Here is a 21,677-nt window from a genome sequence, read left to right on the forward strand (position 1 = left end):
GCCGCCTTCTGCATTTCTTGACCGCGAACGTCCTTACTTTGAGTTTCGGTTTTGGCTGTTCTTATAACTCCCGGTGATTTGACACAAGTGGATGTCAAGCGACCATCGGCGTGAGCTTGAAACGCCTCGCGGATGGGAGTACCGTCTGCGCCTTAGAAGGGCACCTCTGGTGAACCTGTGTGTAGGGCAAGTGCTCGAAAACAGTGCGACAGAGAGGCTAGAAAGCGAATCCAGTAGTTTGAGCCGGGCCAAAATCCCGAGCCGCTACGCCAACCTAATTCTGGCGCCGTTTGCCCACATGCCAAAAACCAGTGCCACGCTGCTGATAATCGATGATGACGAAGTAGTGCGCGCGAGCCTCGCCGCCTATTTGGAAGACAGTGGTTTCAGCGTCTTGCAGGCCAGCAATGGTCAGCAGGGTCTTCAGGTATTCGAGCAAGACAAGCCCGACTTGGTCATCTGCGATCTGCGCATGCCGCAGATGGGCGGGCTCGAACTCATTCGCCAGGTCACCGAACTTTCACCGCAAACCCCTGTGATCGTGGTGTCGGGTGCCGGCGTGATGAACGACGCGGTCGAGGCATTGCGCCTGGGCGCGGCGGATTACCTGATCAAGCCTCTCGAAGATCTGGCTGTGCTTGAGCACTCTGTGCGTCGGGCCCTGGATCGCGCGCGCCTGCTGCTGGAAAACCAGCGTTACCGCGAGAAGCTGGAAAAGGCCAACCGCGAGCTCGCCGCCAGCCTGAACCTGCTCCAGGAAGACCAGAACGCCGGTCGCCAGGTGCAGATGAACATGCTGCCGGTCAGCCCCTGGGCCATCGACGAGTTCAAGTTCGCTCACCAGATCATCCCGTCGCTGTACCTGTCGGGTGATTTTGTCGACTACTTCCGGGTCGATGAGCGTCGTGTCGCGTTCTATCTCGCGGACGTTTCCGGTCATGGCGCCTCTTCAGCCTTCGTCACCGTGCTGCTGAAGTTCATGACCACGCGCTTGCTGTTCGAGTCCAAGCGCAGCGGCACATTGCCGGAATTCAAGCCTTCAGAGGTTCTTGGTCATATCAACCGGGGCCTGATCAGTTGTAAGCTGGGTAAACACGTCACAATGGTCGGTGGAGTCATCGACGAGGAGACAGGTTTGTTGACCTATAGCATCGGTGGTCATTTGCCGTTGCCTGTGTTGTACACACCCGACAGTGTTCGTTATCTGGAAGGGCGTGGCTTGCCGGTGGGCCTCTTCAATGAAGCCACCTACGAAGACCACGTGCTGGAGCTGCCGCCGACGTTCAGCCTGACGCTGATGTCTGATGGCATTCTGGACCTTTTGCCAGAACCCACACTCAAAGAAAAAGAAGCTGCGTTGCCCCAACGGGTCAAGGCAGCGGGCGGCAGCCTGGATGGTCTGCGGCAGGTTTTTGGATTGGCCACGCTAGGGGAGATGCCGGATGATATCGCCCTGTTGGTGTTGAGCAGGAATCTTTAATGAGTACCGGTAGAATCCAGTTCGCCGAGCAGGACGGCACCTTCGTCCTGAAATTCGTCGGTGAAGTTCGCCTGACCCTGTGTTCGGCGTTGGATGCGACTATTGAGAAAATCTTCACCGCGATGAATTTCAACGCGATCGTGATCGATTTGACCGAAACCCGCAGCATCGACAGCACCACCCTTGGGCTGCTGGCCAAACTGTCGATCCTGTCGCGGCAGAAAGTCGGCTTGCTGCCGACGGTCGTCACCACCCACGAAGACATTACCCGTCTGTTGCAATCCATGGGCTTCGAGCAGGTATTCAACATCGTTGACAAGCCTGTGCCATGCCCGGAATGCCTGGACGACCTGCCAGACCAGGATCAGTCCGAAGAAGTGGTGCGGATCAAGGTGCTTGAAGCGCACAAGATCCTCATGGGCCTGAACGACTCCAATCGTGAAGCTTTCCATGATCTGGTGAATGCGCTGGAGCGGCACTGATCGCTTGGCCTCATCGCCAGCAGGCTGGCTCCCACAGTTAAGACGCTATCCCTTGTGGGAGCTAGCCTGCTAGCGATGGCGTCGGCAATGACAGCACATTACCCGGCAGCCACAAAAAAGGGCGAACCCACCAAGGTTCGCCCTTTTTGCATACCAACTCAGATCACAGCTTGGCCTGCAGCAACGCCTCCAACTTCTCCTGGTCGCGAGCGAACTGGCGAATACCTTCAGCCAGTTTCTCGGTCGCCATGGCGTCTTCGTTGGACAGCCAGCGGAACTGCACTTCATTGAGGTTCAGGCGCGCTTCACCGGCATGACCTGGTGCCAGTTTGCGCTCCAGTTTGCCGGTATCTGCCGCCAGCTTGTCGATCAGGTCCGGGCTGATGGTCAAGCGGTCGCAGCCGGCCAGTTGCTCGATCTGGCTCAGGTTGCGGAAACTCGCGCCCATGACCACGGTTTTGTAATCGTTGGCCTTGTAGTAGTTGTAGATGCGCGTCACCGACTGCACACCAGGGTCGTCCGCACCGGTGTACTCGTTTCCGGTGGCTTTCTTGTGCCAGTCATAGATACGACCCACGAACGGCGATATCAGGAACACCCCGGCGTCAGCGCAGGCGGCTGCCTGAGCGAAGGAGAACAGCAGGGTCAGATTGGTCTGGATGCCTTCCTTCTCCAGAATCTCGGCCGCGCGGATGCCTTCCCAGGTGGACGCGATCTTGATCAGTACGCGGTCGCGGCCAATACCGGCCTTTTCGTACAACTCGATCAGACGATGCGCACGCTTGAGCACGGCATCGGTGTCGAACGAGAGGCGCGCATCCACTTCGGTGGAGATACGGCCCGGGATCACTTTCAGAATTTCCTGACCCACTGCAACGCCAAAACGGTCACTGGCCAGGCCCACATCGCCCTTGCAGTCGCTGACGCTGGCGTTCAACAACTCGGCATAGGCGGGAATGGCCGCGGCTTTGAGCAGCAGGGAAGGGTTGGTGGTTGCGTCTACCGGTTTAACGCGAGCGATCGCTTCGAAGTCGCCGGTGTCGGCAACCACGGTGGTCATTTGTTTGAGTTGTTCCAGCTTGGAAGTCATGGGCGTGCTCTGTCCTATGGGTCTGATGACATTACCCGAGCGCTGACAGCCACTCAAGGGCGCGTACGTGTATCAATGGCCCCGATGGCGACAACCTGAAAACGGTTGTTTGAATGGTGGGGGCGAAGTACCGGTAAATACGATGCCAAAACGGCGCGCAGGTTCAAAGCAAATGACCGGTGACGCCGCTGCGGCAACTTTCTCTCACATGGGTCAAGTCGGTGACTCAGCGCCATTTGCCGTTCCAGGCGATATTGGGGCATGCGTAGTGGCATTAACCAACGCACTCAGTCGATGCAAGTTATAACGTTAAAATATGTCAAATAGTCAGGTTCAAATGCCATGTAATGTGAAGCTGATATGTATTTGTACTGGATGGGGTTATGACTTCACAGGGTAAGCGGGTGGCTGGCATTGTGGAGGCCTTCGATGATCTCGTTCTTGGTTATACCTTAAAGAAACTGACTGAGGTTTTTGAGCAGCTGATGGCTGTTTCGAGATGCAATCATCCGGACAATATGGCTGGAATACTTGGAATGGGCCAAGTCAAGGCCGCAAGGAAGATTCCCGTCTGGCTAAAACGTGTGGGATGTAACACGCCCCTCCATGTTACCCATGTGTTGATCAGGCAAATGAACGACTCGCGTAACTTCAAGCAAGATCAGCGCCTTGAGGCGCAAACGGTATTATTGGAAGCCTTGGTCGAGGCAGCATTGGCCATGGATGAGGCGAGTTATACGCAGGCCACTAACAAAGTTAGCGGCCCGTCAGCGGAAATTTGATTGGTTACTGGGGATTCAATATCGCTTGTACGGCAATTGCTGCAGGCTTGGGTTTACCATCCGACGTTACCAAACCAAAATTTCTCTCTCCATCGTTACTCCCTGAGTCGTTATTTTTCCATTCGTAGATTGAAAACAACGGTACGTTCAGCTTTTTAATCTCTGTAATGAAATTTGTGATTTTTGATGCTTGGCCGGCTGTTCCTCCGGTGCCGCTGACTGACGGCACTCCCCACTCGGAAGCGACACCCGGTAACTTGAAGGTGTCCAATATGAAAGTCTGGGTGCGGCTGATTTCTGCGGTCGACATTCCATAGGGGTGATACGAAATCGCGTTCAGGCATTTTGGGTGGTCAGTGAGAATCCTGGTCAGGGCAATCGTGCTCTTGGAGTCTTTGGTTGGTGCCTTTGCGAACCCGAAACCGATGACCGGGGTTGAGGCGGCGCGTTTGTTTAATGAGGTACAGACTGCGCTCATGAAAGGAACAAATGTGGTCTCGAAGTTGCCGGTTGGCCAGTAGGTCGGCAGGTCCGGTTCGTTCCAGATTTCAATAGCCAAAAGCTGAGAGTGATAGGTTTTCTCCAAATCAATGACTGACTGGGCGAAGGATTCTCCTGCAGTCGCGAGGTCGTGGCTGCCGTCGGTGGTGTTGCTGGTCAATGCTTTTAACGAGCGAACCGTCATCAGCACCGGCAAATTCGCGGAGCTTGCAGCGGTAAAGGCATTTTTTAGCTGGGTTTGATATGCAGTGCTTCCCAGGCTGTTGGACCATACATCAAGGCGCACAAACGCAAAGCCGGCGGCCTTGATCTGTTGAGCGTCGGAAGTGGTGAAATTTTGAATCTTTACTTGAATGCCGATCGTTTTGTTGTCTTGTGTAAGTGCGGGAAAGGTTTCACTGGCGAAGGCAGTGCAAACTGCGTTGAGCAAGACAAAGCTTGAGGTTGCGAGCAATCTGGATTTTGTCCATTTCATGTCTGACTCTCCTGGCAAATATATAAGCTTCTCTTTCATATGGGGTGGTAGGAGGATGTTTGCTGTTCGGTTCCCCATATCACTGATTGATTACGGCTAAAAGTAAAAGTTCTTCAATGTTATTTTTTGTCGGGTTTTTTGCTTTTGGGGCGTTCTGGTTATTTTTGGTCCAGATATTCTCTTTGGGCGTTTTTTATAGGTCGTGGTATTTAATGCACCAGCATTGGCAATATTGAGCCATCTCTGAATGCGGGACCGACTGTGTCGGTTCACTCATGTCCCCGAAATACATTGGCCGAATCGACACAGCACGGGAAGAGTAGCCTTGTTCAGAAATATTCTTATTGTTTGCGTTGGCAACATTTGTCGAAGCCCTACTGCCGAACTGTTGCTTCGCGACGCGCTGGAATCTTCAGATATCGTAGTGAGTTCCGCAGGTCTGGCCGCGCGGGTGGGCGAGCCTATGGAGCCCGACGCTCGGCGCGTTCTTGAAGAGAAGGAAGTCGTTGTTGACGGTTTTAAAGCGCGGCAGATTACTCCGGACATTATTGATGAGTCAGACCTCATTCTGGTGATGGAGAACAAGCATGTAAAAGACGTGCTAGGTATCGCATCGCACGCGAGAGGTAAAGTGTTTCTTCTGGGGAAGTGGCAGAGTGAACGCGAAATAAAGGACCCGTATCGTCAAGGAAAAGCTGCTTTTGTCCATGCCCATGCATTGATTGAAGATGCTGTTTGCGCATGGGCGCAGCGCCTTGGACGTTGATGGATGATTTTTCAGATTAGCATTAATGGTAAAGAATATAACTTATGCAGTTACCGTCAGTAGTCAGCGACCGAGATAAAGATAGAGACGAGATTGATCTTCTTGGTTTGCTTGGCACATTGATTGATCATAAGTGGTTAATAGGTGCCATTACCGGAGCATTCATGGTAACCGGTGCCGCCTACTCGATATTGTCGTCACCCGTGTATCTGGCAAACGCCTTGGTACAGGTCGAGCCGAAAAAGAACGACATGTTGGGCTTCTCGGATATCAGCAGCATGCTCGGTGGGCAATCCCCGGCGGCGACCGAGATTGGAATCATCAAGTCCCGTGCGGTCATTGGTAAAACCGTCGATGATCTGCGCCTGGATATTGTGACAACGCCCAAGACCTTTCCCATCGTGGGTGGTTTTATTGCCCGGCGCTATAAAAGTACCCCTGCGCAAAGTGTTTCGCCTCCGCTCTTCGGCATGAACAGCTTTGCCTGGGGTGGCGAGCGTCTTGAAATCGAAAAGCTCAAACTGCCTGATGAACTGTTGGGCGAAAAATTGACCCTGATTGCCGGAGAGCAGAACCGCTTCCAGCTCTACGATGACGATGGCGCTTTGTTGGCCGATGGCACCGCAGGCGCTACCGTCGTAGAGAACGGGGTCGAGGTGCTTGTCGCGCACATGGACGCTAATCCTGGCGCCAAGTTCGAAGTCGTTCGCAATCCACGAATTGTCACCATCCAGAATTACCAGGACATTCTTGAAGTGTCCGAGCAAGGCAAGGAGTCGGGCATTATCAGCCTGGCGCTGGCCAGCACTGACTACGCCCTGGCGGTAAAGATTCTGAACAAAATCTCGTCGCTTTATGTAGAGCAGAATGTGCAACGCACGTCTGCCGAGGCGGCCCAGAGTCTGGATTTCCTGCAGGCACAGCTGCCTCAAGTCAAAGAGGATCTGGCCAAAGCCAGCAATGCGCTAAACAGCTATCAAACCCACGGCAACACAGTAAATATCTCACTCGAAACCAAGTCTGTTCTTGAGCAGATGGTGGTTTTGGATACGCGTATTTCCGATTTGAAACTGCAGCAAGCGGACCTGGATCGCAAGTTCACCCGAGAGCATCCGGCCTACCGCGCCTTGATGGCCCAGCTGGGGGATTTGAACAAACAGCGCCACGGTTTGGAGAAGAAGGTCCAGGATCTTCCTGCAACACAACAGGAGCTTCTGAACCTCACTCGTGATGTGGAAGTGGCGACGCAGATATATACCCAACTACTGAATAAATCCCAGGAACTGGACATCGTCAGGGCAGGGGCGGTGGGCAATGCGCGATTGATCGATACGGCCGATGTCGACATTACCTCGCCGGTAAAACCACGCAAAGCCTTGATCATTCTTGCTGCAACTCTCCTGGGTGGATTTGTCGGTGTTGCCTTGGTGTTGGTGCGTAAATCGTTGGGTCGGGGTATCGAAGGGCCGGATGCTATCGAGAAACTCGGGCTGCCCGTCTATGCCTCCATTCCATACAGCGTCCTGCAGCAGGAAGAAGACAGTAAAAAACTTCGGTTGGCCAATGGCGTCAACAGTCAGTCTTTCCTGCTGGCGCAGCGTAATCCCACTGACCTCTCCATCGAATCGATACGCAGCTTGCGCACCTGTTTGCATTTTGCGGGGCTGGATGCGACCAATAACCGGATCATGATTTCCGGTCCTAGCCCGCAAGTGGGCAAGACGTTTGTTTCCTCTAACCTGGCCGCAGTCATTGCTCAAAGCGGGCAGAGGGTTGTATTGATCGATGCCGATATGCGCAAAGGTCATCTGCACAAGTCCCTCGCTACTCCAATCAGCCACGGTTTATCAGACCTTCTAACCAAGCGCTGCAGTATTGAGCAGGCAATCAATAAACTCGAGGTTGATAACCTGCATTTCATTAGCCGTGGACAGGTACCGCCTAATCCATCAGAACTGTTGATGCATGCCAACTTCAGAGAACTCCTGGCAGAGCTGAGTAAGCTCTACGATGTAGTCATCATCGATACGCCACCGCTCCTGGCAGTTACAGATGCTGCAATCGTTGGGCGTGAAGCTGCCATTAATTTGATAGTGACTCGCTTTGGTGTGAACCCCGCCAAAGAGATCGAATTGACAATTCGTCGGTTTGCGCAGAACGGTATCGAGTTGAAGGGCGCTATTTTTAATGGTGTCGAAAAGCGGGCGTCCAGCTACTACGGCAATGGCAGCTATGCCTATTACAACTATGAGTACGCCTCTGACAAGTCCTGATGTGAGCTCTATTTGCCAGTCAGTTTGATTGAGAGTGGGTTAGCGATAACTGCCCGCTCTCAGCGCTGTTTTGCCTGCGACTAAGTTCATGGAAAAGGTGGATTATGAAAAAAATACTACACGTGGCGGAAACCATTAAAGGTGGCGTTGCAACGGTCATTCGTACGATATCGAGATCCCCTCAAGATGACGCTTCGCAATACGAGTTAGTTTATCTGGTGCCGCTCGACCAGAAGAAAGAACTGCACGGCATTAATGAAGAAAACATCAGAACCTTCTCAAGAAAAAAACGGGATGTGATGTCCCTGTTGCGGTTTGCCTGGCAACTGACCCGTGTGATCTTCAAGGAAAAACCGGATGTCGTGCATCTGCACAGCACCTTTTCCGGTGTCATTGGCCGGTGCGTCTGTCTGGTCATGCGTCCTTGGCGGTCACCGAAAATTGTGTACTGCCCGCACGCTTTTTCTTTCTTGATGGAAGGTTCTCCAGTCAAGCAGAAAGTGTATTCGCTGGTTGAGCGGCTTTTGCAGAAAGTGACGGATGTCATTATTTGTGTCAGTCAGTACGAGCTGGATAAAGCAGCGTCATTTGGCATCGATCGTCACCGAATGAAGCTGATCTACAACGGCATTCATTACAAAAGTGACGAGGCCACATCAAGTGAGGGCGCGAATATTCAGCTCCTGTTTGTGGGGCGACTGGACTACCAGAAGGGCTTCGATGTGTTGCTGAAGGCATTCACGGAAGTCGAGCGAACTGACTTGAAACTCACTGTCGTCGGCAGTGCGGTCAATGATGACTCCGTCGAATGCCCTGATATTGACGCCGTGGAGTACTTGCCTTGGGTGACTCCCGCTGAAGTAAATGAATTGTACAAAACGGCGGATGCCCTGATTGTTCCAAGTCGGTGGGAGGGTTTTGCCATGGTTCCCCTCGAAGGGATGGCCATGGGCGTGCCGGTGATTGCAAGTGACTGCACATCGCTTCCCGAATTGGTGACGAACGACATCACCGGCTACCTGTTTTCGACGGGTGACTATCAGGCGCTTGCCAGCATATTACTGAGTCTCAGGAAACAAAGGTTGTTGGAACTCGGTACCGAAAGCCGCAATAAGGTGCGCGAACGCTTTAGCGCAACGTTGATGATTCGGCAAACCTATGACGCGTATTCTGTTTGAACTTGTTAAGTAGAAGCTCCGATATGAACGTAACTATTGTGCATGGCTACAGTGCGGCCGACTCGGGGGATGGTCTACTCGTGGATTTGGCAATAGACACGGTGCTGCGCAATTTTGGTGCTGCCTTCGATCACATTTTTCTGTCGAATGAAAATATCATCAAAGGGGTTGTTCGATGATATTTCGATTGTTGTTAAGAGGAACTGCACTAGGCGCAAAGTTTTTACTGGTGTTGGCCATCACTCATTATTTGGGTTATGAGGCATTGGGCTTCTACGGCGTCGTGATGGTCGCCCCTATACTGGCTTCAAAGTTTTATAGCGTCGGGTTCAGCTCTGAAATCAATCGGCTGATCAGTATCGGGGGTAGCTCCCGGGTCGTCGTTGATAAAGTATTGTCCTTGTACCTGGCCGTAGGCTTGTTGTTTTCGGTGGTGACGGTCGCACTTTACTCACACTTCAGCGATGTAGAGGCGAGTGCTGGATTGATCGCCTGCGTCATGTTGCTCCTGATTACGGAGCATCTGTCCTTCGAATTGAACTCGTTTGTTTTTTCGGCACAAAAAGCCAACTGGGGAGCGTTGCTGTTCTTTATAAAAACCGGGCTCTGGGCGCTCATTGCTGTTGGAGGGCTGATGACTGGCGTGGTGTCCAGCGTCGCCAGTGTTCTTTGGTTGTGGGTGATCAGCAACCTTCTGGTGATGGTGGCCGGGTACTTTATCGTGGTTGACGTGCATAAGGGGCGGGAGGTCAGGGTCGTTAACACGGCTTCAGTCTGGAGAGCCGGGCTGCCTTTTTATCTGGGTGACGGTTTGATCGCATTGTGTCAGTTCGCCGAGCGTTTTCTCATTGTGAAGCTTGAGCCCTACGACAGTCTTGGCAAGTATGTTTATTCCTGGTCCGCGGCTAACACCTTGCAAGCGCTGTCGTTTGCAGTGGTTGCCGTCATTGGCATTCCCGTTCTCGCCAAGCGTTACAAGAATCACCAACAGGCACTTACGGTTCGGGAGCTATTCTTCAATCAATGGGTGTTGCGATCCCTGGTAGTTTCCTTTGCGGTCGCTGTGCTGATTTATACCTTCTTCAATGTCGTGCTCGATTATGTGGACGTGGCGGTGCCGCGGCCGGATAACGGGATCTTGAGCATTCTGATTTTCTCGTTTGCCCTTCGAGCAGTCGGTGACATTGTCTGGGGAGGTCTTATCGCCTCTAAGAACAATCGGGTATCACTGGCCAGTGCGGTGATATGCCTGATGATTTCAATGCCTGTCAGCTATGTCCTGATTAAACATTATTCAATTTATGGGGCCGCCTGGGGGAATGTTTTCTCGATTGTGGTGCAGCTCCTCGTTATTGCTTTGCTGGCCAGGTTCGCCCGGGCGAAGGGGGCCTTGTAATGGCTTTATCTCTGCCATCCATAGAGTTTCGCGGAAGAAAACTGGATTCGTCGCTTTCATTCCTGATTTTGGCATGCGGTCTATTTCTGTCCGTAGCCATGCCGCTGCTGGTTCACCGAGAACCCGGCCCGGATGCGATGACACTGTGGGGTTCATACGCTCGTGCAGACTACTGCAATTTCTGGAATCCCTTTTCGCCAGACCGGTCTTCCTACGATTGCACCGCTTATGTGCTGCGTCCCACCGGCATTAACCTGGACAATGCGTGGGCTTACGGGATGCTGTGCAATTTTTTTCTCACGTCTATCCCGATTTTCATCTTCAGAAGAATTCCGCTGACGATTTTTCTGAGCTTGTGCCTGTGGGGCGTGGTCAGGTCGTTCTTTCTCGATAACCTGACCAAGGAAATCATTGTCTCGGTGGCGATGATTACGATCCTGCTGTCTTCATTTTCGAAAGGGTACAGAGCGGGCTTTTTTCTTTCGGCGCTGTTTTATGGCGTATTGGTTCGACCCTATTGGATATTGTTTTCACTGGTCTGGGTCGGCGTGTGCGTCATTAAAAAGCATGTGTCGCGTTTCAGCTTTTTCCTGATGTTGTTCATGTTCTATCTGGCGATTGCGACGGCGATTCAGTTAGTGGCTGGCTATTCGGTTTCGTCCATTCGAGCCAATAGCAATGAAGAGCGCACGTTGGGCGAGGAGGGCTCAAGGTCACTGATCATCTCTTGGATCAACGGCGGTGATTTCGTTTCGCAGGCCGTGGATTCGATGAGCATATTTTTCAGGTTGTCTTTCCCTGCTGAGTTGATTCTTCTTTCCGGCTTGGGGCAGATCATCTTTGTGGTCCTGATGATAATGACCTCTTTGCTGATGTTCAAAATGATGACGTCGAGTCACTACAAGGGCGCAATCATCGAGCACAAAGTCAAAGAGCTTGTCGCTATCCCGCTGTCCTTTTTGATGGTCCAGGGTTTGTTCGAGCCCGACTTCGGCTCGTTTGCCCGACATTTCTCCATGGTGGTGCCGGTTCTGTTTGTAGGGCTGGGGTTACAGCTGCGCTCAAAAAAACCTGAGTTGGTTGAATCACGTGTCTTGAACTGAGGTTTGTGGTCTATGCAAAGCAAGAACAAGTCGTTGGAAATAGAAACGCTCAGAGGTCTGGCATGTCTTCTGCTGGTGCTCTACCACGTGATAGGGCCACTGGGCGGTGGATTGAAAATCGACCTGGGCTCGCCTTATCGAGTCCTAGCCGACTCGATGGTGTACGTCAGGATGCCGTTGTTCACCTTTATATCCGGCTATATCTATTCCATTTACAAAATCAGGGGCAATGACTTTTCGGCTTACTGTGTCGGCAAGGTAAGAAGGTTGATCGTGCCGCTGTTTTTTGTCGGCATTCCCTTTTCGGTGCTGCAGGCCTTCGCGCCGGGCGTTAACAAGGATCTGAGTTTGATCGATGCCTTGTTGTCGTTTTATGTGCCGGTCAACCATTTCTGGTTTTTGCAGGCTGTTTTCATCATTTTCATGTTTGTCGGCTTTCTCCAGTGGCGCGGTCTGTTGCGCACACCCCTGCACCTGTATCTGCTGTTTTTGTTTTCGGCAGTCGTGTTTTTATTGCCGGAATTTCCCGTCGATGCGTTTGGCATCAATGGGGCCATCTATCTGCTGCCTTTCTTTGTCACGGGAATGATTTGCCAGGAGAACGTTGGCGCATTGAAACGAGCACTCGGAGTGATCGGGCCTGTCGTGTTCATCGTGATATCGATTGCCTTGCTCTACATCGCCACGGTGGATCGCGAACTCATCGTCGATCGCAGAAGCCTCGTCGGATTGATCGTCGGTTGTGTGTCGTGCATCGCATTGTTATCGAGTGACATGCGCTCAAGATTTCTGATCTGGCTTGGGGCGTATTCCTACGCAATATTCCTTTTCCACGTACTGTTTGCCGTCACGTGGCGGTTTGCCTTGGGCCGACTGGGGGTTACGGATCAAAGTGTCCTGGTCTTTGGCGGGCTGTTGTGCGGATTGTTGGGGCCGGTAGTGCTGGCGAATGTTTTCAGCCGCTTCACGGTGACGTCTGTCTTGTTTTTGGGCGAGCGTGCAGTTCGCAAGCCCATCGCACAACCGGTGTTGAAGGCCTCTCAATCCTGAGTTGCGTCTAGCGGGGAAAGCCATGGTGTCTGTCGATGAGGTACGTCCCGCTCCGATTCCGGTGATCGAAGTCAAAAGTGCGCGCCAACGGCTCGCACAATGGGATGAACACAAAGGCCAGGTATTGGCGATTTCGGTGATCGGCGACAGCTACAGCGCCGGCCAGGATTTTTATCTCAATCGGCTCACTCAGCGGTTGGCGAAAAATTTCGGCTTCGCCGGGCCGGGCTACATTGGTTTCAACCACGGTGCGGCACTGGGCAGTACCAACTACAAATACACCCGCAGCAGTGAAAAGTACTTCGGCGGAGATTGGGCCGTTTCCGCGCTCGGGCAAGCAAGTCCGGACAGTCGCACCCTTACCGGCAAAGCGGGGGCCTATCTTGAGGTCGATGCCAGCGCAACGCCTGCCATCAACACGTCCGTCGCCCAGGCCAGATTACTTTACCTGGGCAATGGAGAGGTCAATGAGCTGCGGTATCGGTGGACCGCGTCAGGTCCATGGCATGCGTTGGCGCTTACCGGTTCTGGCGTTCGAGCGGTGAACCTGAGCGACGTGCCGGCCAGCACTGATTGGGCGTTGAGATTCGAGGTCGTAAAAGGTGCGCCCACGTTGTTCGGCTTGTGGATGGCCAGCGATGGGGGCGGCGTCAGGGTCTCCAAGCTCGCCGCGTCCGGCGCTGCTTCCGCCGATTTTTTTCAGCGTGACAGCCAATGGCAGGTCCAGTGGAAAACGGCAGTTTCAAAGATTCCCGCGGACGTTTACCTGATTATGTTGGGTGGCAATGATCAGGGGTTCGGGGTGAGGCCCGAGGACTATCTGGAGAACATGAAAGGGTTGGTGCGGATGATTCGCGAGGTTCATCCGGTGGCCAGCATCAATGTCATCCTGCGTCAGGACACGACGCGATCCAGCGCCTATCCGATGTCGGACTATGCTCGCAAACTTGAACCCTGGGCACGCTCGCAGAGCATCGGGTACTGGAATCTGCAATGTGCGTTCGGCCCTGACTTCAAGCGCTATGCCAGCGATGGGCCGACACCAATGATCCGCCCCGATAAAATCCACCCCGTCCCAGGAACGGGAGGTCGGCTTATCGCGGATTTTTTCTATGACTTGATTGTGGGCGAGATCAAGGAGGGTTGCCCTGCAGCGATCCAGTGATTTTTCACCGTCGAAGCAGCGTCATGCCGTTCTCGAAGTGTTGCAAATGGCTCAGCAATTCCGCCGTTTTCAGCGGCATCAGATCGGGATCGCGACGTGTCTCGACATTGATGACGATCGCCGCGCCGCTACGGGGAAGGTGCACCCGGAATCGCCAATCATTGAAGATCACTTTGAGGCCGTCACGTTCGTCCACATCCAGGGATTGATGGGCGTACAGGTTTTTCAGGTAGGCCAGAAGCAGTCGCGGGTGGTTGATCCGGCAATGGATGTCGCCCGATGAAGGAAACACCCCGATACGTTCTACCAGCAGGGTCGTGCCTGCGCTGTCGGCAGCTTCGCAGGAAAGCGACGGACTTTTTGACCGCCACGCCATCACCCCGAAGTTGTTCGCTTTCAGTTCTATCTCTACCGAGCTTTTGACTGTGTTCATAGTGGTGGCCTGGATGAAAGAATTGGACGAAGGCTCCGGAGCGGGAGCGGGGAGTGCGTTGCACCGTTTAGGTTAAAGGCCCTTGAGATACAGCTGTTCATAACAAAAGTTGGTCGCGTCGATGTAGCCTTCGGCGCTACCGCAATCAAAGCGCAGGCCATTGAATTTGTAGGCCAGCACGCAGCCGTTTTTCGCCTGCTTCAGGAGCGCATCGGTGATCTGGATTTCTCCGCCTTTGCCGGGTTGCGTGTCTGCGATCAGATCAAAGATGTCGGGGGTCAGGATGTATCGACCGATGATCGCCATGTTGGACGGTGCGTCTTCGGGAGCAGGTTTTTCAACCATGTTGTTGACCCGGTAGATGCCTTCGGAAATCAAGTCGCCGGCAATCACACCGTACTTGTGCGTCTGATCTCGGGGGACTTCCTGGATGGCCACGATCGAGCAGCGGAATTTTTTGTAGAGCTGGATCATCTGCGCCAGCACGCCGTCGCCTTGCAGGTTCAGGCACAGGTCGTCGGCCAGTACCACGGCAAACGGTTCGTCACCGATCAAGGGACGGCCACTGAGAATGGCATGCCCCAGGCCTTTCATTTCGACCTGGCGGGTGTAGGCAAAGGTGCAGGTTTCGATCAGCTCCCGGGTGCTGGCGAGAAATTTTTCCTTCTCGGTACCGCGAATCTGATGCTCCAGTTCATAACTGATGTCGAAATGGTCTTCCAGTGCACGCTTGCCCCGACCGGTAACGATCGCCATATGCTGGAGGCCGGCGTCCCGTGCCTCTTCAACGCCATATTGAATCAAGGGTTTGTTGACGATCGGCAGCATTTCCTTGGGCATGGCTTTTGTCGCCGGCAGGAAACGCGTGCCGTAGCCAGCGGCAGGGAACAAACATTTACGAATCATGGATATATCCTGAAAGTTATTATTCACAGTCACGAATAGTCGCTGGGGACAGTGGTTGTGAATGTCGGGGGTATTACAGTGCTTGTGCTTTAATACATTAAATGTTTGTGTGGTCGCAATTGTTGGTTGTGCTAATGGGGGTGAATGTTATTAGTTGTCTGGATCTATATTGATTGGTTAGTTTTGGTCGGTGTCTGTTCGTAGTTTGGTGTTGGGTAAAGTGTTAATAAGTGCAAAGTTTCGGCGCGCTGATTGTAAGTTTAAGTAAGGCGTCTGATACACGTTATTTAACACTCCAAATACCTTGTATGGACCACTCTATGAAAATTCTGGTAACGGGTGGAACCGGTTATATCGGTTCGCACACAACGCTTGCACTGCTTGAAGCAGGTTATGAAGTGGTTGTGCTGGATAACCTCAGCAACAGTTCGGACGCCTCATTGCATGCGGTGGAGGCCATCTGCGGGAAAACCGCGCTGATGATCCATGGCGATGTCTGTGATCGAGCATTGCTGGACCGGATTTTTCAAGAGCATGCCATTGGTGCGGTCCTGCATTTCGCCGGACTCAAGGCCGTTGGCGAAAGCGTGCGCAAGCCGCTCGAGTATTACCAGGCGAATGTCAGCGGGAGCATTACGTTGTGCCAGGCGATGGCCGCGGCTGGAGTCTTTCGACTGGTGTTCAGCTCATCGGCGACGGTGTACGGCGCGCCTGAGCAGATGCCGATCCGTGAAGACTTCCCTACGGGTACGCCCACCAATCCTTATGGGCAATCCAAGCTGATCATTGAGAATGTCTTGCAAGACCTGTGTGCAGCAGAACCGCGCTGGAGCATTGCGCTGTTGCGCTATTTCAACCCGATCGGGGCTCATCCCAGCGGGCTGATGGGGGAGGATCCCCGCGGTATTCCGAACAACCTTGTGCCTTATATCAGCCAGGTGGCCGTTGGCAGCCTGCAAGAACTGTCGATTTTTGGTGACGATTACCCAACGGTCGATGGCACCGGCGTGCGCGATTACATCCATGTTGTGGACTTGGCTGACGGACATCTCAAAGCATTGCAGGCGATCTCCGGACGTACCGGGATCAATACCTGGAATCTGGGCACGGGAGATGGTTACAGCGTTTTGCAGGTGCTGCGGGCGTTTGAACAGGCGTCGGGTCGCCCGGTGCCTTATCGCGTGATGCCGCGACGTTCGGGCGATATTGCGGAGTGTTGGGCCGATCCATCCAAGGCTGCGCAGGAGTTGGGCTGGAAGGCTTCGCGGGATCTGCAGCAGATGATGATCGATACCTGGCGTTGGCAATCGAGTCATCCGGCGGGATATCAGGGCTAAGACTTCTTCAGCAACGATTCACACGTAGTTTTCGCCTCAATTGTTATATCCGAAGGCGATGTTAAAGAACGTCGGGAAAATTGACTGGTCATGCGTTGGACAAGTCCGTAGATATAAACACTGCCGTTCGACGTGTGTCAGTCATGCGGTGTTGGCGACGAATAACGGATTCGATTCGACACCCTGCGGCTTGATCATGTTCTGCAATTAACTGAGCACCTGGTATCAATCCAAAGAATCGAGCACCAGGGAGGAATTTGATATGAAAAGAATGATGGTAATAGCCTTATTGTCCATGATCAGCAGCTGGACATTCGCCGCAGAAGAACCACTCACGATGGATACCGCAGTGGTGGGTAGCGTGACTGCCACGGAGGCCGTCCTGGCGGGTACAGCGTTGGTTGCGGCTGCAGTTGCAGCATCCAACAGTGGCGGAAGTTCCAATGGTGGCACCGGAACTACCGGAACCACTGGCACTACCGGGACCACCGGTACAAGTAACTGATAAATCCCGCAGGTTTAATTCAAGGTTGCCCGGTCAAAGCCGGGTGATCTTGTTTTGGTTTGCCCTTGACTAGCGTAGTGCCATTATGAATCGCAGTTTTCCTTTTTTAATGCTGGCAAGTATTGCTTTGCAAGGTTGCATGTTTTCTCCAGGTCAACATCTGAGCACGAGTGATATTACTCGCGAGGGCTCCAGTGAAAGCAGCCGGGTTGAACTGATCCCGATTACCCCGAAACTCATCGCCATGGAAAGAGCCATCCCCAAGCGTGAGTCATTGCCCGCGGAACTGTTGAAGGCTCCCGGCGAGTACCTCATCGGTAACAACGATGTGTTGTACATCACGGTGTGGGATCACCCCGAACTCACGGCCCCTTCCGGAGCGCAGCAGCAGATCGACGCGAACGGCCGTCTGGTGCGTTCCGATGGCACGTTGTATTACCCGTATATCAAAGAAATCCAGGCCGCCGGCAAGACCATCCAGCAACTGCGTTCCGATATCGCCGGAAGGTTGTCGACGTTCATTTCCGACCCTCAAGTGGATGTTGCCGTGCTGCGCTTCGCCAGCCAGAAAGTCGTGGTGTCGGGCGCCGTATTGAAGGCCGGTCCGCAACCCATTTCCACCAATCCACTTACGGTGGTCGAAGCCTTGGGTTCCGCCGGCATTGACCCGCTCAACGCCGATCTGTCCGGGTTGCTGTTAACGCGCAACGGGCGGGTCTATACGCTCGATCTCGACGCGCTCAACCAACCGGACTCCGAGTTGCAGAAGGTCTACCTCCGGGGTGGTGACCAGTTGTACCTGCCGTACAACGACAACAAAAAGATTTATGTGATGGGGGAGGTCAACCAGCCGCGTGCGTTGACGTTCAAGACCCGGACCATGAATTTGTCCGATGTCATCGGCTCGGTGGGTGGACTGAATCAGACCACTTCGAACGGCAATGCGGTGTATGTCATCAGGGGTGTGGAAAACCTCGATGTCGAACCGGCGAAAATCTTTCAGCTGCAAGCTGAATCTCCTTCCGCGATGGCCCTCGCCACGCACTTCGATGTTCATCCCAAGGACATTGTTTACGTTGGGCCTGCCAACGTCACTCGCTGGAATCGCTTCATCAGTCAATTGGTGCCATCGGCTTCGATTCTCGGCATTGGCGCAGCCGCGCAAAACAACATGAGCGAAGCCAACAACCGATAAGGTCTGGTCCAACTGTGAGAACGTTGAATGTTAGCGTCTGCTTGATGGCGGCGTTGCTGTTGTGCGGATGCAATCCCCTGATGACGGCCACGCTGACCAACCTGAAAGGGGCGGTCAGCGGGCCCGACGAACTGGACGTGACACCAGACCAGGTGGCTGCGATCCGGTATCCCCAGATCAAGTTGAGCACCCCTTCCGGCGAAGGGGTGTTGGCAATGGTGCGCCAAAGAGGCGATTTGCAGTATTGGGTCGCCTCCGGCAAGCAGGTGCTGTTGTTGCGCGACGGGCTTGCGGTGCGCAGCGTCGGCCTTGGCTTGGGCGGCGACCTGGACGGCACTCGTTTTGCCGCCGTTTCCCCCTTCAAGCAAGGGCTCCACCGGTTGCCCGATGGCTACAGCAGCCAGCGCTTTATCGATCTGTATCAAGGCTATGAAACGGGTGTGGTGTTGAACAGTCGCTTTACGCGCCAGCCCATGGAAACCATCAGGATTCTGGACAAGGAATACGCTTTGCTGCGTGTCGATGAGCATATTGATGCACCGGCTATAGGCCTGCACGCGACCAATCATTACTGGGTCAATCCGGACAACGGTTTCATCCTGCAGAGTGAGCAACAGTTGACGAAGCAGCTGCGGGTGAAGATCGTTCGGTTAACCGCTGAGCGTGAGGTTGTCCGTTGAAGTTTTCCGCCGTGTTATGGACGAGCCTGCTGTTGATTAGCAGCAGTGTGAGTGCGGCAGCGGTGTCCGTCAGTGGTGATGTGCGCAACCCGGGGGCGGTCGACCTGCCATCCGGGGCGCGCGTGCTGGATGTGATCCGTTCCGCGCAACCCAATCCTGAAAGCTACTGGCTGGCCGCCGCCTGGCTACGCCAGCCATTGCTCGACGAGCAGACTCGGCTCAAGGCCGGTGTCCTGTTCGATTTGAAGGTACTGCAACGAACCGCTTTGCTCTTCGAACAAACCCAACGGGCTGCATTGGCGTTGAAGTTGTACGAGCAAGTCAGCCACATGCCGGTCACGGGACGCCAGGTTGCCATTCTGGACCCGGTCGCAATCGAGGTCGGGTTCGCGCGCAACTTCCGCCTCGATGACGGCGACAGCCTGATCTATCCGTCGCGACCCAGTGTGGTCGAGGTATTGGGCGCCGTGGCAGAACCGTGCCGGCTCGAACATCGCGCCATGCAACAGGCGCGGGAATACCTGCAGTCGTGTGCACCGCTGGCCGACGCGGATACCGATTACCTCTGGCTCATTCAGCCCGATGGCGTCACCCGACGTGTCGGCATTGCTCCTTGGAATCGCGAGAGCGGCCAGGTGCCTGCCGCCGGCAGCAAAATCCTGGTTCCCGTCAGAACCGATGATCTAAATCCGCCCATACCTGAACTGAATCAGCAGTTGGCTGAATTTCTTGCCACACAACTGGCTGAGGTGGTTCCTTGAGTTTACGTTTTGCAGCCGTGTTGTTATTGCCCTGTGGTCTGGCGCATGCCGAGCCACGCTTCACTCAAAATGATTTCGGCGGAGTGGGCCTGTTGCAGACGCCGACGGCGCGGATGGCCCCTGCGGGCGAGTTGAGCGTGAATGCCAGTCGCACAGACCCGTACAGTCGCTACAGCATTTCTCTGCAGCCATTCGATTGGCTCGAAGGCTCGTTTCGTTACACCGCGATCACCAATCGCAAGTACGGCCCCGAGTCGCTCAGTGGCGACCAGAGCTATAAAGACAAGGCCGTGGACGTCAAGGTACGCCTGTGGCAAGAAAGCCACTGGGCTCCCGAGCTGGCGTTGGGTTTCCGCGACGTGGGGGGGACCGGTCTGTTCTCCAGCGAATTCCTGGTTGCCAACAAACGCTATGACGACTTCGATTTCAGCGCCGGCGTGGCCTGGGGTTACCTGGGCAACCGGGGAGATTTCGATAACCCGGCCGGTTGGGTCGACGATCGTTTCAAGACCCGGCCAGACAGCGACGGAACCGGTGACGTCAATACCAATGCCTATTTTCGCGGACGACCTTCACTGTTTGGCGGCGTGAGCTACCAGACGCCGTGGGACCCGCTCAGCCTCAAACTCGAATATGAAGGCAACGATTACAAGAATGAGCCGAAGGATAATCAGATCAAGCAGGACTCGCCGATCAACATCGGCGCGGTTTTCAAGCTGACTGATTCGGTGGACCTCAGCGCAGGTTGGGAGCGCGGCAACACCGCGATGTTCGGCATCACGTTGCACACCAACTTCGTCAGCCGCAAGGCGCCGGCCAAGACCTACGACCCACCGGCAGAACGCCTTCCCGCACAGGCTCCCGCTACCGCGCCGGACCAGGTCAACTGGGCCGATGTATCCCGTCGCTTGCAGAAAAATGCCGGCTACAAAGTCGAGCGCATTACCCAGCGTGGCCCGGAGTTGTTTGTATATGGCGAGCAGACGAATTATTTCCACTCGGCAAAAGCCGTCGGTCGCGCCAGCCGGATTCTGGACAACAGCGTCAACGACGACATCGACTGGTTCACTTTGGTGAACAAGCGCTACGACATGCCTTTGGAAGAAACCAGCGTACCGCGCCAGACATTTCGCGAAGTGGTCAACAATGAGGAACCACTGCAAAGTCTGCACCGCACGACGGAGGTCAATGCCGCGATGCCGCACACGGAAACGACGCTATACACGCAGGCGCGCGATCCGTTCAACTATGGCATCGGGTTGGGCTACAAACAGAATATCGGTGGTCCTGACGGGTTGCTGTATCAATTGACTGCCGATGCGGATGCCGAGTATCGCTTCACGCGCAATACCTGGTGGAGCGGCCTGCTCAGTGTCAATCTGGTGAACAACTACGACCACTTTACCTACGACGCACCCAGTGGTTTGCCGCGAGTGCGCACTGACCTGCGCGAGTATCTGACGACGTCCGACGTGACCATGCCGACCTTCCAGTTAAACCATGCCAAACAGTTGGATAAGGATTTGTATGGGATGGTTTACGGCGGTTATCTGGAATCGATGTTTGCCGGTGTCGGTGGTGAAGTGTTGTTCCGTCCGGCGGGGCAGCGTTGGTCTGTCGGTGCGGACCTGAACTTTGTTCGCCAGCGCAATTTTGATCAGGGTTTCGGCCTGCGTGACTACTCGACCGTTACCGGCCACGTCACAGGCTATACCGACTTGCCTTTCGATACCCAAGCGGCTGTGAGCGTCGGGCGTTACCTGGCGCGGGACTGGGGAGGCACGGTCGACCTGTCACGGGAATTCGCCAATGGTGTGCGATTTGGCGCCTGGGTCACACTGACCACCGCGACCAGTGCGGAGTACGGCGAAGGCAGTTTCGACAAGGGTATTTACATGTCCATTCCGTTCGACGAGATGATGAGCATGTCGACCATGCGCCGCGCCAACATCGTCTGGTCGCCATTGACCCGCGATGGTGGTGCGAGACTCAATCGCAGTTACTCGTTGCAGGCGATGACCGACAGCCGTGACAGTGATCTGTTCTATCGCAACTTCGAGAAAATCACTGAGTGACCACAGGCGATCTGCAGGGCGACAAGCGCTGTAGATCGCTTCAC

21 protein-coding genes are annotated in these 21,677 nt (G+C 54.2%); 17 read left to right on the forward strand and 4 right to left on the reverse strand.

What is annotated here, in order from left to right; genetic code table 11:
* Positions 1 to 298: 298 nt before the first annotated feature.
* Both rssB and rssC read left to right on the forward strand, forming a co-directional pair.
* Positions 299 to 1,480 carry a two-component system response regulator RssB gene (rssB, locus tag V6Z53_RS11745; RefSeq protein WP_095196980.1) on the forward strand — a complete coding sequence of 394 codons (1,182 nt, stop codon included), beginning with the start codon at positions 299 to 301 and terminating at the stop codon, positions 1,478 to 1,480.
* On the forward strand, positions 1,480 to 1,962 hold the full coding sequence (gene rssC, locus V6Z53_RS11750) for an anti-sigma factor antagonist RssC (RefSeq protein ID WP_095196979.1): 483 nt from the start codon (positions 1,480 to 1,482) through the stop codon (positions 1,960 to 1,962). Before rssB ends, rssC begins: the two co-directional genes overlap by 1 nt.
* A gap of 163 nt (positions 1,963 to 2,125) precedes the next feature.
* On the opposite strand, the gene tal is transcribed toward rssC, so the two are convergent.
* Positions 2,126 to 3,052 carry a transaldolase gene (tal, locus tag V6Z53_RS11755; protein ID WP_338585664.1) on the reverse strand — a complete coding sequence of 309 codons (927 nt, stop codon included), beginning with the start codon at positions 3,050 to 3,052 and terminating at the stop codon, positions 2,126 to 2,128.
* 383 nt (positions 3,053 to 3,435) lie between these two features.
* Here tal and V6Z53_RS11760 point away from each other — a divergent pair, with 383 nt between their 5' ends.
* On the forward strand, positions 3,436 to 3,834 hold the full coding sequence (locus V6Z53_RS11760) for a hypothetical protein (protein WP_338585665.1): 399 nt from the start codon (positions 3,436 to 3,438) through the stop codon (positions 3,832 to 3,834).
* Positions 3,835 to 3,838: 4 nt separating this feature from the next.
* Here V6Z53_RS11760 and V6Z53_RS11765 read toward each other — a convergent pair whose 3' ends face one another.
* Positions 3,839 to 4,810, reverse strand: coding sequence for a glycosyl hydrolase family 5 (locus V6Z53_RS11765; protein WP_338585666.1), 972 nt, complete (start codon positions 4,808 to 4,810; stop codon positions 3,839 to 3,841).
* A gap of 325 nt (positions 4,811 to 5,135) precedes the next feature.
* Here V6Z53_RS11765 and V6Z53_RS11770 point away from each other — a divergent pair, with 325 nt between their 5' ends.
* From V6Z53_RS11770 to V6Z53_RS11805, 8 genes are all read left to right on the forward strand, one after another.
* Positions 5,136 to 5,576: a low molecular weight protein-tyrosine-phosphatase gene (locus V6Z53_RS11770; protein ID WP_338585667.1), complete on the forward strand. Its 441-nt coding sequence runs from the start codon at positions 5,136 to 5,138 to the stop codon at positions 5,574 to 5,576.
* Positions 5,577 to 5,620: 44 nt separating this feature from the next.
* Positions 5,621 to 7,849: a polysaccharide biosynthesis tyrosine autokinase gene (locus V6Z53_RS11775; protein WP_338585668.1), complete on the forward strand. Its 2,229-nt coding sequence runs from the start codon at positions 5,621 to 5,623 to the stop codon at positions 7,847 to 7,849.
* 104 nt (positions 7,850 to 7,953) lie between these two features.
* The gene (locus tag V6Z53_RS11780; RefSeq protein ID WP_338585669.1) at positions 7,954 to 9,027 is read left to right on the forward strand and encodes a glycosyltransferase; all 1,074 of its coding nucleotides are present in this window, start codon (positions 7,954 to 7,956) and stop codon (positions 9,025 to 9,027) included.
* A gap of 23 nt (positions 9,028 to 9,050) precedes the next feature.
* Positions 9,051 to 9,206: a hypothetical protein gene (locus tag V6Z53_RS11785; RefSeq protein WP_338585670.1), complete on the forward strand. Its 156-nt coding sequence runs from the start codon at positions 9,051 to 9,053 to the stop codon at positions 9,204 to 9,206.
* The gene (locus V6Z53_RS11790) at positions 9,203 to 10,423 is read left to right on the forward strand and encodes a polysaccharide biosynthesis C-terminal domain-containing protein (protein ID WP_338585671.1); all 1,221 of its coding nucleotides are present in this window, start codon (positions 9,203 to 9,205) and stop codon (positions 10,421 to 10,423) included. The genes V6Z53_RS11785 and V6Z53_RS11790 overlap by 4 nt, the downstream gene beginning before the upstream one ends.
* Entirely contained in the window at positions 10,423 to 11,526 is a 1,104-nt protein-coding gene (locus V6Z53_RS11795) for a hypothetical protein (RefSeq protein ID WP_338585672.1), read from the forward strand. Before V6Z53_RS11790 ends, V6Z53_RS11795 begins: the two co-directional genes overlap by 1 nt.
* Before the next feature lie 12 nt (positions 11,527 to 11,538).
* A complete protein-coding gene (locus V6Z53_RS11800) occupies positions 11,539 to 12,576 on the forward strand; it encodes an acyltransferase (RefSeq protein WP_338585673.1) in 1,038 nt (345 codons plus the stop codon).
* Between the two features lie 22 nt (positions 12,577 to 12,598).
* Positions 12,599 to 13,741 carry an SGNH/GDSL hydrolase family protein gene (locus V6Z53_RS11805; RefSeq protein WP_338585674.1) on the forward strand — a complete coding sequence of 381 codons (1,143 nt, stop codon included), beginning with the start codon at positions 12,599 to 12,601 and terminating at the stop codon, positions 13,739 to 13,741.
* A gap of 4 nt (positions 13,742 to 13,745) precedes the next feature.
* Here V6Z53_RS11805 and V6Z53_RS11810 read toward each other — a convergent pair whose 3' ends face one another.
* Positions 13,746 to 14,174 (reverse strand): mannose-1-phosphate guanylyltransferase, encoded by a 429-nt coding sequence (locus tag V6Z53_RS11810; protein ID WP_338585675.1) that lies wholly within the window; start codon positions 14,172 to 14,174, stop codon positions 13,746 to 13,748.
* Positions 14,175 to 14,246: 72 nt separating this feature from the next.
* A complete protein-coding gene (gene galU, locus V6Z53_RS11815) occupies positions 14,247 to 15,080 on the reverse strand; it encodes a UTP--glucose-1-phosphate uridylyltransferase GalU (RefSeq protein ID WP_338585676.1) in 834 nt (277 codons plus the stop codon).
* Positions 15,081 to 15,400: 320 nt separating this feature from the next.
* Here galU and galE point away from each other — a divergent pair, with 320 nt between their 5' ends.
* The 6 genes from galE to V6Z53_RS11845 all read left to right on the forward strand — a co-directional run bounded on the left by galE (position 15,401) and on the right by V6Z53_RS11845 (position 21,633).
* Positions 15,401 to 16,417, forward strand: coding sequence for a UDP-glucose 4-epimerase GalE (gene galE / locus V6Z53_RS11820; RefSeq protein ID WP_338586485.1), 1,017 nt, complete (start codon positions 15,401 to 15,403; stop codon positions 16,415 to 16,417).
* Between the two features lie 262 nt (positions 16,418 to 16,679).
* Positions 16,680 to 16,922, forward strand: coding sequence for a hypothetical protein (locus tag V6Z53_RS11825; RefSeq protein WP_338585677.1), 243 nt, complete (start codon positions 16,680 to 16,682; stop codon positions 16,920 to 16,922).
* 139 nt (positions 16,923 to 17,061) lie between these two features.
* Positions 17,062 to 18,117 (forward strand): polysaccharide biosynthesis/export family protein, encoded by a 1,056-nt coding sequence (locus tag V6Z53_RS11830; protein WP_338585678.1) that lies wholly within the window; start codon positions 17,062 to 17,064, stop codon positions 18,115 to 18,117.
* Between the two features lie 14 nt (positions 18,118 to 18,131).
* On the forward strand, positions 18,132 to 18,797 hold the full coding sequence (locus V6Z53_RS11835; RefSeq protein ID WP_338585679.1) for a YjbF family lipoprotein: 666 nt from the start codon (positions 18,132 to 18,134) through the stop codon (positions 18,795 to 18,797).
* The gene (locus tag V6Z53_RS11840; RefSeq protein WP_338585680.1) at positions 18,794 to 19,558 is read left to right on the forward strand and encodes a capsule biosynthesis GfcC family protein; all 765 of its coding nucleotides are present in this window, start codon (positions 18,794 to 18,796) and stop codon (positions 19,556 to 19,558) included. The genes V6Z53_RS11835 and V6Z53_RS11840 overlap by 4 nt, the downstream gene beginning before the upstream one ends.
* Positions 19,555 to 21,633 carry a YjbH domain-containing protein gene (locus tag V6Z53_RS11845; protein ID WP_338585681.1) on the forward strand — a complete coding sequence of 693 codons (2,079 nt, stop codon included), beginning with the start codon at positions 19,555 to 19,557 and terminating at the stop codon, positions 21,631 to 21,633. The genes V6Z53_RS11840 and V6Z53_RS11845 overlap by 4 nt, the downstream gene beginning before the upstream one ends.
* Positions 21,634 to 21,677: the final 44 nt, after the last annotated feature.

The sequence above is a fragment of the Pseudomonas sp. MAG733B genome (genome assembly GCF_036884845.1).
In the GTDB taxonomy this organism is placed as follows: domain Bacteria; phylum Pseudomonadota; class Gammaproteobacteria; order Pseudomonadales; family Pseudomonadaceae; genus Aquipseudomonas.